This window comes from uncultured Turicibacter sp., assembly GCF_938044715.1.
In the GTDB taxonomy this organism is placed as follows: Bacteria; Bacillota_I; Bacilli_A; order MOL361; family Turicibacteraceae; genus Turicibacter; species Turicibacter sanguinis.
Genome location: NZ_CALIOS010000055.1, coordinates 71,602 through 83,956 on the forward strand (window position 1 = coordinate 71,602; position 12,355 = coordinate 83,956).

12 protein-coding genes and 1 other annotated feature are annotated in these 12,355 nt (G+C 33.9%); all 12 genes read right to left on the minus strand.

Going from position 1 to position 12,355, the window contains the following annotated elements; translation table 11 throughout:
- Nucleotides 1-6: 6 nt before the first annotated feature.
- A complete protein-coding gene (locus tag QWC74_RS06340) occupies nt 7-264 on the minus strand; it encodes an Ada metal-binding domain-containing protein (RefSeq protein ID WP_006785400.1) in 258 nt (85 codons plus the stop codon).
- A 39-nt stretch (nt 265-303) separates the two neighbouring features.
- Nucleotides 304-783 (minus strand): 23S rRNA (pseudouridine(1915)-N(3))-methyltransferase RlmH, encoded by a 480-nt coding sequence (gene rlmH / locus QWC74_RS06345; RefSeq protein WP_006785401.1) that lies wholly within the window; start codon nt 781-783, stop codon nt 304-306.
- A 61-nt stretch (nt 784-844) separates the two neighbouring features.
- On the minus strand, nt 845-1,018 hold the full coding sequence (locus tag QWC74_RS06350) for a CxxH/CxxC protein (protein WP_006785402.1): 174 nt from the start codon (nt 1,016-1,018) through the stop codon (nt 845-847).
- 13 nt (nt 1,019-1,031) lie between these two features.
- Nucleotides 1,032-1,820, minus strand: coding sequence for an MBL fold metallo-hydrolase (locus tag QWC74_RS06355; RefSeq protein WP_006785403.1), 789 nt, complete (start codon nt 1,818-1,820; stop codon nt 1,032-1,034).
- A gap of 159 nt (nt 1,821-1,979) precedes the next feature.
- Nucleotides 1,980-3,377: a peptidoglycan DD-metalloendopeptidase family protein gene (locus QWC74_RS06360; RefSeq protein WP_009606420.1), complete on the minus strand. Its 1,398-nt coding sequence runs from the start codon at nt 3,375-3,377 to the stop codon at nt 1,980-1,982.
- 145 nt (nt 3,378-3,522) lie between these two features.
- A complete protein-coding gene (gene serS, locus QWC74_RS06365) occupies nt 3,523-4,797 on the minus strand; it encodes a serine--tRNA ligase (RefSeq protein ID WP_006785405.1) in 1,275 nt (424 codons plus the stop codon).
- A gap of 96 nt (nt 4,798-4,893) precedes the next feature.
- Nucleotides 4,894-5,123 (minus strand) — a binding site (T-box leader).
- Between the two features lie 184 nt (nt 5,124-5,307).
- Nucleotides 5,308-7,809: a DNA gyrase subunit A gene (gene gyrA / locus QWC74_RS06370; RefSeq protein WP_006785406.1), complete on the minus strand. Its 2,502-nt coding sequence runs from the start codon at nt 7,807-7,809 to the stop codon at nt 5,308-5,310.
- A 31-nt stretch (nt 7,810-7,840) separates the two neighbouring features.
- Nucleotides 7,841-9,766, minus strand: coding sequence for a DNA topoisomerase (ATP-hydrolyzing) subunit B (gene gyrB, locus QWC74_RS06375; RefSeq protein ID WP_269146110.1), 1,926 nt, complete (start codon nt 9,764-9,766; stop codon nt 7,841-7,843).
- Nucleotides 9,729-10,862: a DNA replication/repair protein RecF gene (gene recF / locus QWC74_RS06380; RefSeq protein WP_006785408.1), complete on the minus strand. Its 1,134-nt coding sequence runs from the start codon at nt 10,860-10,862 to the stop codon at nt 9,729-9,731. Before recF ends, gyrB begins: the two co-directional genes overlap by 38 nt.
- 14 nt (nt 10,863-10,876) lie before the next feature.
- Entirely contained in the window at nt 10,877-11,095 is a 219-nt protein-coding gene (gene yaaA / locus QWC74_RS06385; protein WP_006785409.1) for a S4 domain-containing protein YaaA, read from the minus strand.
- Between the two features lie 142 nt (nt 11,096-11,237).
- On the minus strand, nt 11,238-11,447 hold the full coding sequence (locus QWC74_RS06390) for a DUF951 domain-containing protein (protein WP_006785410.1): 210 nt from the start codon (nt 11,445-11,447) through the stop codon (nt 11,238-11,240).
- Nucleotides 11,440-12,354 carry a mechanosensitive ion channel family protein gene (locus QWC74_RS06395; RefSeq protein ID WP_006785411.1) on the minus strand — a complete coding sequence of 305 codons (915 nt, stop codon included), beginning with the start codon at nt 12,352-12,354 and terminating at the stop codon, nt 11,440-11,442. Before QWC74_RS06395 ends, QWC74_RS06390 begins: the two co-directional genes overlap by 8 nt.
- Between the last annotated feature and the right edge of the window lies 1 nt (nt 12,355).

The window sequence follows — 12,355 nt, forward strand, 5'->3', positions numbered from 1 at the left end:
TACCCCCTATTTTCTATTTTTCCACTCCTTATATTCTTCCGGCATACACTTCGCACACGGTCTATAACCAGCCTTGATGGCAATCTCCTCATTTGCAAAAAATACTCTATGCTGTACATACTGTCCTTTTTCAATATATCTAGCTGCAGATTTACAATCTAATCGACCATATATTTTCAATCTTTTATGACCACCAAAGTTTCCCGGCACCTTACTTTCATATTCTTTTCCGCTAGAATCTACTAATCGATATATCTTTTCCATTGCATTTACGCCCCTTTATATATGTGAACATATACATACCTACTTGTGATACGGTTCATTATTATTAATACGGTACGTGCGATAAATTTGCTCAAGTAAAATTAATTTAAATAACTGATGTGGGAAAGTCATTTTTGAAAAACAAAGTTTGTAATTGGCACGTTTTTTAACATCATCTGATAATCCAAGAGATCCTCCGATAATAAACGCCACATTGCTATCACCACTTAGAGCTAAATTACTTAACTGTTTCGCAAATTGCTCAGAAGTCTTCATTTCTCCTTGTAAATCCATCGCAATTACATACATATTATCTTTAATCTTAGAAAGAATTTGCTTTCCTTCCTTATCCTTAATCAATTCCATCTCGCGCTCTGATGCATTATCAGGTGTTTTCTCATCTGGAACCTCAATCATCGTTAATTTACAATAACGTGATAAACGTTTAGAAAACTCATCAATTCCAAGTTTAATATACTTTTCCTTAATCTTTCCGACTGAAATAATCGTGATGTTCATATCATATCCTCCAATTCATAAAGAAATTCCCTGATTAACAGGGAATTTTATACGTTAAATCCTATTCGAAATCTTCCTCATCAGCCATCATTCCTTCGATAATTTTATAAACCGCTGAATGATTACAAAACTGACATTTTTCAGGTAACTCAACTTCCACTAAAATAGGTAATTTACCGTATTCATCTAAATAACGATCCATTGCTTCTTCAACATGCTCTAAACAAGTATACATTTATTATTCCTCCTTATAATTTAATCACCTTTGATGGATTCATCGGATAAGTCATATGTAAATTTAATTTATTCATATCAACATTTTCTTCTTTTAAAATATGGCGTACCGTCATTTCTGCCAAATCTGGTAAATTTGCATCCTGACTTAAATGTGCTAAATAAATATGTCTTGTTTTATCTCCGATTAACTGACTTAAAGCATAAGCAGAATCTTCATTCGATAAATGGCCACAATCATCCAAAATACGTTGCTTTAACGACCACGGACGATTACACATCTGTAACATCTCCACATTATGATTCGTTTCCATAATATAAGCATCTGCATTATGTAAAGTCTTTAAAATATCACCTGTAATATACCCTGTATCAGTAATATAAACTAGTACTTTTTCATCCTTTTTAATCATATATCCAACAGGATCAACAGCATCGTGAGATGTTCTAAATGGCATAATCATTAAATCATCAAATTCAGCCCATTCATTCTTCTCTAAAATCGTCGTTTTCTCAACACCTGGCTTAATAATCGCCTTGCGATGCATCTCATCAATTGTTTTAGCTGTTGCACAAACATTTAACTTCCATTTACGTGTACAAACACCAACACCTTTAATATGATCCCCATGCTCATGTGTAATAAAGATATGCTTAATTTTATTTTCGTCAAATCCACTTTTTTTAATCAATTCTTGTAATTTTTTTAATGATAAACCATTATCTATTAATATTGCTGTATTTTCTGTTTCAATAATCGTCGCATTTCCGACACTTCCGCTCGATAATACACATATTCTCATCATATCACCTTTTTCTCTAAAGAAACCTATATCTTAACCTTGATATTTATCTGATTATTCATTTTAACATGATTTATAACTTCTAATCCAGTGGTAACACATAGAAGCACTCAAAAATAAAAAAAAGTAAGTAGGCTATTGAAAGCCTACCTACTTTTTTTAATAAAAACTCATTGGATTAGGTGCATAACTCGGTTGGGATCCAGTATTGGTCCGTATCTCAAAATGAAGATGAGGACCTGTACTATTCCCCGTATTACCAGCCTTTCCAATTAATTGCCCTCCTGCCACAACTTGTCCAACAGATACATCAACCTTACTTAAATGAGCATAGCGAGTATAATATCCATTGTTATGATTAATCAAAATACTATATCCATAAGCCCCGTTCCAGCCAGCTTGAACGATAACCCCATTATCAGCTGCATAAACAGGCTGTCCCACATAAGCCGAAATATCTAAAGCATAATGACCACTATAGCATAAATAAGCACAGCTAATCGTATATCGTGATGTTGGCCATTTCCAATCCTTTGTCCCACGACTCGGAATTTCCTTCGTTCCCTTTACAACAATACGATTTTGAGCCTCATTTAGTACTTTTTCACTCAACTTTTCTTGAGAAACCTGTTCTCCATTAATATAGGACTCCTTGTAAGATGTCAGCTTAATACCATTATACCCTTCCTGCTCTGTATATGTTTCCCCCACAGGAAGATTTGGATCCTCTATCGTCTCAGTTATATACTCAATCACTTCTTGCTTTACAACTTCTTTTTCAACCTGAATTTGGACGGATTGCATCATCGGCGTAACATTAAATTTTTGCCCAACATAAGGTATCGCCTGGTTACTTAAAACACGATAATTTAATAATTTGAAATCATTATATTTCAAATCATTTAATGATGCCAAAGTTTCAATTGTACTATCATTTTCTAAAATACCTACTTTAACAGGATCTTTTTCACCAGTTAAAATCAGATTTCCAATCTCCTGTTTAGTAACTAAATCATCAATATTACAAATAGAACTAGAATACTCAACACTTGGACTAAATTTAATTCCAATAACCTGTTCTCCTTCAGTCATCAGAGGCTCAATCTTTAAATTTGTATCCTTTACACGCTTTAAATCAGATTCAGAAATATATAACTGAAATAATGATTCAATCTCTTTTTCAACTTCAGTAACATCCTTTACGCACATATTAGCTGAACCAACTTTAACATAATATCCTTTTGTTTTAAACTTAACATTTTCATCAATATAATTGATGACTTCCTCATCTTTCGGAATATGCGGAATATATGTTACCTCTTGTTCAATTCGAACATTATCAGGAATAATTAAATCCTCTAATTTATAGTGATTTAGATAAGATTCAATCTTCTTTTCCTCATATTCTTCATATATTGCAATATCACTTAAAACACCTATCATCTGATCATTAACATAAACCCGATAAATAATCTGGCTTATATCCCCCGCATATGCAGATATCAGTGGTATAAAGCACAATATGATAAGAATAATACTCATTCCCCGTTTTTTCATCTTATCACTCTCATCTTCAGTTGGTATATTATACTAATATTTTACTTTAATCTAATCTCACTGTCAAAACACTTTCATGTCTAATAATGCGTTTATACAAATTAAAAAGGAGTACTATACAGTACTCCTCTGACTAAGATACAAATTATTTAATTACTTCTGCATTACGCATATATGGGCGTAAAACTTCTGGAATCACAATTGTTCCATCAGCTTGTTGGTAATTTTCAATAATTGCTGCAACAGTACGTCCAATAGCAAGACCAGAACCATTTAACGTATGAACGAACTCAGGTTTAGCTTTAGCATCACGACGGAATTTAATATTTGCGCGACGTGCTTGGAAATCTTCAAAGTTAGAACAAGAAGAAATCTCTTTATATGCATTATAAGATGGTAACCATACTTCGATATCATATGTCTTAGCAGCAGAGAATCCGATATCTCCAGTACATAATTCGATAACACGGTAAGGTAACCCTAATAACTGTAATACTTTTTCAGCATTAGCAGTTAAACTTTCTAATTCTTGATAAGAATCTTCAGGTTTAACGAATTTCACTAATTCAACTTTATTGAATTGATGTTGACGGATAATACCACGAGTATCACGTCCAGCAGAACCTGCCTCAGCACGGAAACATGGGCTATAAGCTGTATATTTAATTGGTAATTGATCAGCACTTAAAATTTCATCACGATGTAAGTTAGTAACTGGTACTTCAGCAGTTGGAATTAAGAAATAATCACTATCTACTAATTTAAATGCATCATCTTCGAACTTTGGTAATTGCCCTGTTCCAGTCATACTTGCACGATTAACAATAACTGGAGGTAGAATTTCAGTATATCCATGATCACCAGTATGTAAATCTAACATAAAGCTAATTAAAGCACGCTCTAAACGAGCTCCTAATCCTTTATAAACTGCAAAACGGCTACCAGTGATTTTTCCTGCACGTTCAAAATCAATGATATCTAAGTCAGTTACTAAATCCCAGTGAGCTTTTGGTTCAAAATCAAATTTAGTTGGTTCTCCATATTTACGGATTTCAACATTATCATTTTCATCCTTACCTACAGCTATTGTTCCACATGGAACATTTGGAGTTCCTAATAAAATATTTTTAATTTCTTCATCAATCACACGTAATTGCTCATCTAATTGTTTAACTGTCTCACCAACACCATCCATTTGGCTTAATAATTCAGTTACATCCTTTTTTTCACGTTTATATTGACCAATTAATTTTGAAGTTTCATTACGTTTAGACTTTAATTGTTCAACTTCTAAGATGATTTCTTTACGTTTTTCATCTAATTCAGCAATTTTATTTAAATAGCTAAAATCACCACCACGTGTTTCGAGACGTTTAATTGTACCTTGTAAATCTTCACGTACTAATTTTAAATCTAACATGTCAATTCCTCCTAATATGATTTAGCATCAATTCAATCATCAACATCCCATTTCAGTTCAAAGATTTAAAAGAAAATAAAAAAATCTCGTCCCTGAATTAGGGACGAGATTAACCCGCGTTGCCACCCTAGTTGCCTCTTGTTCCACGTGGAACAATTTAGAGACCCCTTACAAAGATAACGGTTATACCGTGAATAAATACTCATCAATGACTTTCTTCATTCCGCTCCTAGGTTGATTCTTAATCTCCTATACATCAGTTTACACCAACCACTGACTCTCTATGCTATAGAAAGAAAATTACTAATCCTAATCAATGCTTTATTATTTACTTGTAATATAACACTATACATTTTTTTTGTCAATATTATATCAGAAGCAGTAGTTTTTTACATTTAATACTGCTTCTATAGGTTTATCTATTGATATGAATTCTGACATCACATATGTACATTAGTTTATATTATTATGTCTCATTAAATTTAATTATATGCGCATAAGACCTATTGTTTATTCTTTTTCTTCTAATAAAATTTCTGAAGCTTCGGTATTTTCAACCTTTTCAGTTGCTAATTCCTCTGTATGCTCTTCTTCATGTTCAACAAGTGCCACACTTGATACAAATTGATCATCAGTTAATCGAATTAACGTTACCCCTTGTGTTGCACGTCCTGTTTGTGAAATTTGGCTAATCGGTGTACGAATAATAATACCTTTATTCGTTACAATTAATAAATCTTCTTCACCTGTTACAGTTTTCATTGCAACTAATGAACCATTTTTATCTGTAATATTAATTGTTTTAACACCTTTTCCACCACGGCTAGTTTTACGATATTCACTAATTGGAGTACGTTTTCCAAATCCTTTTTCAGAAACAATTAAAATTTCTTGATCCTCAGTTACGATTTCCATTCCAACTGCAACTTCTCCCTCTTCAAGGTTAATTCCTCGAACTCCGGCAGCTGTACGTCCCATTGAACGAACTTGATCTTCCTCAAACCATACTAATTTACCACCACTTGATGCGATAACAATATCATTTGAACCAGTTGTTTTTCTGACTCCAATTAACTCATCATCTTCACGCAATGATAAAGCAATTAAACCATTTGTTCTAATATTACCAAATGCTGATAACGTTGTACGTTTAACGACTCCGGTACGAGTTGCAAAGAATAAGAACTCATTCTCATTGAACTCTTTAACTGGAATAATCGCACTAATTTCCTCATCTTGTGCAATTTCAATAATATTGACAATCGGTAATCCTTTAGCTGTTCTACCATATTCTGGAATAGTATAAGCTTTCTTCTGATATACCTTACCTTTATTCGTGAAGAATAATAAATAATCATGCGTAGAAGTTGATAGCAACTCTTTTACATAATCATCATCATGAGTTCCCATACCTTGGACACCACGTCCTCCACGGTTTTGAGAACGATATGTTGAGATAGGTTGGCGTTTAATATATCCATTATTCGTTAATGTGATAATGACTTGTTCTTCTGGAATTAAATCTTCATCCTCAATATCAAAATCAGAACCACGAACAATCTCAGTACGACGATCATCACCATGCTTAATCATTACTTCTGTTAACTCATCGCGGATAATACCATGTACACGATACTCATTAGCTAAAATATCTTTTAAATCAGCAATTAAAGTCACTAAATTTTGATATTCATCCTCAATTTTGTCACGTTCTAAACCTGTTAAACGACGTAAACGCATCTCAAGAATTGCTTTACCTTGACGTTCAGAGAATGAGAATTCTGAAATTAAGTTATTTAATGCTTCCTCATCATTTGAAGAACCACGAATAATTGCAATAATACGATCAATATGATCAAGCGCAATACGGAATCCTTCTAAAATATGAGCACGATCTTCTGCTTTATTTAAATCAAATTGCGTACGGCGTACAATAACTTCTACCTGATGTTTGATATACGCTGCAATAATCTCTTTTAAGTTTAATACTTTAGGTTGCCCATCTTGAAGAGCTAACATATTAATTCCGTAAGAAACTTGTAATTGAGTTAATTTGAATAAGTTATTTAACATAACCTGTGGATTAACATCCTTACGCAATTCAATAACAATTCGAGTTCCTTCACGGTTAGACTCATTACGTAAATCTGTAATTCCATCTAAACGTTTCTCCTTAACTAACTCAGCAATTTTTTCAATTAAACGTTCACGGTTAACTTGGTAAGGAATTTCAGTTACTAAAATTGAATATTTCCCACCATGACCTTCGATAATTTCACATTTTGAACGCATCATAATTGAACCATTACCAGTTTCATAAGCGTTACGGATACCTTTAGTCCCTAAAATTAAAGCCCCTGTTGGTAAATCCGGCCCTTTAATATGTTCCATTAATCCTAAAACATCGATTTCTGGATTCTCCATATAAGCTAAACAGGCGTTAATCACCTCTGTTAAGTTATGTGGAGGAATATTGGTAGCCATACCTACTGCAATCCCAGTTGTACCATTAACTAATAAACTTGGAAAACGTGCTGGTAGAACAACTGGCTCATGTTCTTCACCATCAAAGTTAGGTTGGAAATCAATCGTATTTTTATTAATATCACGCATCATTTCCATCGCAAGTTTTGACATTCTTGCTTCTGTATAACGCATTGCGGCTGCTCCGTCACCATCGATAGAACCAAAGTTTCCGTGACCGTCAACTAAAGGATAACGATAACTAAAATCTTGTGCCATACGTACCATGGCATCATAAACAGACGAGTCCCCATGAGGATGGTACTTGGCAATTACGTCCCCGACGATACGGGCAGACTTTTTATATGGTTTATCACTGTGCATTCCTAAATCATTCATCGAATATAATATACGACGATGTACAGGTTTTAAACCGTCACGAACATCCGGTAAAGCACGCGATACAATAACACTCATTGCATAATCAATGAATGAAGTTTTCATTTCTTTTGCTATGTTATGTGGTTTAACTTGATCATATCCAGACATTTTCGTTCCTCCTTATAGATGTTGCTTCAAATTAGAAATCAAGATTTGTTACGTACTTAGCATTAGCATCTATAAATTCTCGACGTGGCTCTACACGATCACCCATTAACATATCAAAAATTTCATCGGCTTCAACAGCATCATCAAGAGTAACTTGTAATAACGTACGTACTTCAGGATCCATTGTTGTTTCCCATAATTGTTCAGCATTCATTTCTCCAAGCCCTTTGTAACGTTGAACATTAGGACGAGGTGTTGCTGATAATGTTTCCATAACAGCTTCTAATTCTTCTTGTGAATAAGCATACTCAATTCGTTTTCCTTGAGAGATTTTGAATAGAGGAGGTTGTGCAATATAAACATATCCATTCTCGATTAATGGTCTCATATAACGATAGAAGAACGTTAATAATAACGTACGAATATGAGCTCCATCGACATCGGCATCGGTCATGATAACAACTTTATGATAACGAGCTTTCTCGATATCAAATTCATCTCCAACACCCGTTCCAATCGCATGAATCATACTTTTAATCTCATTATTTGCATAAACTTTATCAATACGTGCTTTTTCAACGTTTAAAACTTTCCCGCGTAGAGGTAAAATTGCCTGGAATTTATTATCTCGACCTTGTTTAGCAGATCCTCCGGCAGAGTCCCCTTCGACAATGAATAACTCAGAAATATTAGCATCACGTGATTGGCAATCGGCTAACTTACTCTTGAACCCTAAAGACTCAAGTGGTGATTTACGACGAACCATCTCACGAGCACGTTTTGCTGCCATACGAGCACGTGCTGCCATTAAAGACTTATCTAAAATTAATTTTGCAGCCTGTGGATTTTCCATTAAGAAACGTTCAAATCCTTCAGAGAACACATTATCAGCAATACGACGAACTTCACTATTACCAAGCTTCGTTTTCGTTTGCCCTTCGAACTGTGGATCTGGATGTTTTGCTGAAATAATCGCAGTTAATCCTTCTCGGATATCCTCACCGATTAAAGCATCATCACCTTTTAATAAGTTTGCCTTTTTAGCATAACTATTAATAATACGCGTTAATGCAGCACGGAACCCAGCTTCATGTGTTCCACCTTCATGAGTATTAATATTATTAGCAAATGAATAAATATTTCCTGCAACACCAGTGTTATACTGCATAGCAATTTCAACACTAATTCCGTCACGTTCTCCTTCAACATAAATAACATCTTCATGAATAACTTCTTTATTTTTATTTAAGAAGCTTACATACTCACTAATTCCACCTTCAAAATGGAACTCATGTCGTTGTGGTTTTTCAGAACGTAAATCTTCTAATGTAATTTTTAACCCTTTATTTAAAAATGCTAATTCACGAATACGATTTCTTAAAATATCATAATCATAAACCGTTGTTTCAGTAAAAATTTCTGGATCTGGTTTAAATTTAACTTCAGTTCCAGTTGTATCCGATTCTCCAATCACATGTAATTCATTCATTGGAGTTCCTTTTTCAAATGATTGGAAATACTTTTTCCCATTGCGGCTAACTGTAACTTCTAAATATTCTGATAAGGCATTAACAACAGAAGCACCTACACCATGTAGCCCCCCTGATACCTTATAACCGCCACCACCAAATTTACCACCGGCGTGTAACACAGTATAAACTGTTTCAACTGTTGATTTACCTGTTTGCTTATGAACATCGACTGGAATCCCACGACCATTATCTTTTACGATAATTTCGTTATTTTCTGTGATAGCTACATTGATTTCTGTACAATATCCTGCTAAGGCCTCATCGATAGAGTTATCCACAATCTCCCACACTAAATGATGTAATCCGCGTCCACTTGTTGAACCGATATACATCCCAGGGCGTTTTCGAACGGCTTCAAGTCCTTCTAAGACTTGAATATTACTAGCATCATACTGCTGTGTTGTCGTTTCTTGAGTCATACTTATCACCTATCCTAATCTCAGCATTATTAATCGTAAATATATCTGCTAATTCTATTACTTCATCGTCGATACCATCAATATTCGTCGTTGTAATAAAAGTTTGAACCTTGTTTTTAATTGTATTAAGCAATTGAGTTTGACGAGTATCATCTAACTCACTTAAAACATCATCTAACAATAAAATGGGATACTCATGTAAAACTGAATAAATCAACTCAATCTCGGCAAGTTTCATCGACAATGATGCAGTACGTTGCTGCCCCTGTGATCCAAATTGATGGGTATTAATCCCGTTAATTGAAACACTAAAATCATCGCGGTGAGGTCCTAAATTAGTTGATCCTAGCTGAATATCCTGATCATATAACTCTCTATACTTTTGTAAAATAGATTCTTCATCCAATTCTATATTTTTAAACGAATTGATGTAGTCTAATTGAATCTCTTCTTTTTGTTTTGAAATTTCTCCATGAACATCTTTGCAAAATGATTCCAATTGCTTTAAAAACTCAATGCGTTTATTCAAAACATAAACAGCATGTGGAACCAACTGCTCAGTTATAACATCCAGTAACAACTCATTCTGGCGATTTATACGAAGCTGTTTTAACAACTCATTACGTTGTTTTAAAAGCTTTGAATATTGTCCTAAATGAAAAAGATATGATGGCGATAACTGTCCAATCTCCATATCCATGAATCGTCTTCGATATTGAGGGCCACCTTTTACTAAAGATAAATCTTCGGGAGCAAACATAACAACAATTAACTTACCTACATAGTCGCTCAATTTCTTTTGAACAATACCATTGTAGCTAGCTTTTTTGCCCTTTTTAGAAAGGACTAGGGATAAAGAAAAGTCATCTTGTTCGCGTTTAATATCGGCCTCAATACGGGCAAAATCGGTACCAAATAAAATAAGCTGAGAATCTTTACTCGTTCGATGGGATTTCGTCGTGGAGAGAACATACATCGACTCAATCAAACTCGTTTTCCCCTGTGCATTATTTCCAATAATAATATTGATGTTCTTCTTAAACTCTACACAAGCATTCTCATAATTTCTAAATTGTTTCACAACTAGTTTTTTAATAAACAAAAGAATCTTCCTATCTACTCAGCGACAATGACAAATTCGCCAACTTCATCAATTACAATCACGTCACCTGGATAAAGTTTTCGTCCACGACGATTATCACGTTCATTGTTAATATAGACTGGAATTTCTTCTAAGAAGAACTTTACATTTCCTCCACTTTCAATGATGTTTTCAAACTTCAAAAACTGTCCTAGAGTAATGTACTCGCTCGTAATAAATACTTCAGTTTGCATGTTTAATCACCTTTTTCTTTCTATATATATTATAGCATATTTTACATTTTTTTAACACGTCATTCCAAAATAAAAAGCGTTGAAATCAGTGATTTCAACGCTTTTTTTTAGTTACTGCAAACCTAACTTTTACAGTACAATTTTATTCATTTACAGCTTCACTTGCAGAGACTAAAACTTTCTTAATTTTCTTCTTAAATTCAGGTCTTGGCATCATCAAAGTGCGTTCACAATGGCAACATTTAATCTTAATATCTGCCCCTAAACGAATCACTTGCCAACGATTTGTCCCACAAGGATGTTGTTTCTTCATTTCAACAATATCATTAAGTCCAAATACAATATTATTCATTGACTGCATTGCCTCCATTATGTTGGTATACAACCATGCGTGGGAATGGAATTTCAATCCCTTTTTCATCAAAAGTTAGTTTGATTATCTTACGTAATTCACGTTGAATATGCCACTGTGTCGTCGGCTGTACTTCAGCGATCATACGAATAACCACTTCAGATGCCCCAAGTTCTTGTACCCCAAGTACTACTGGTCTTTTAATAATCTCATCATATAAATCAAATGTACGCGTCGCAACTTCCTCAAGTGTAGATAAAGCTTTATTTAAATCCGCTTCATAAGCTACACTAATATCAACAACTGCTTGCCCATTTGAAATGGAATGATTAATAACTTTATTAATATTACCATTTGGAATAATAACTGTTTCTCCTGTTAAAACGCGTATCTTAACAGAACGTAATCCAATCTCAACAACTGTACCTGTTGCTCCATCAACTTCAATAAAATCTCCCACTGAGAATAAATCTTCAAACACAATGAAAAATCCCATTGCAATATCGTCAAGCATACTTTTAGCAGCAAATGCAAAGACAACTGCAAAACTTCCTGTCCCTACTAATAATGTTTGAATCGGAACAAATACACCTAAAACGGCAATTAATCCTATAATATTAATCATATAACGCCAAATATTTAAAACAAGACTCTCAAGTGTCCCTTTACGACGATTCGTTCCACCTGTCATCTTTTGTAATTTATCGATATTAACAGCGAATGCACGCTTAATAATATTCTTACCAATGCGACGAACAATTGATAAAACAATGATAATCGCAATCACAGTAAAAATATCAAAAGCAAATTGAACTAAAAATTCTTCAATTTTGTCCATTGAAAAGAATTTAGCAATACCATCTGCTGTTGACATTGCTTGCTCTAAATTAGTTAAAAATAAATTCAAT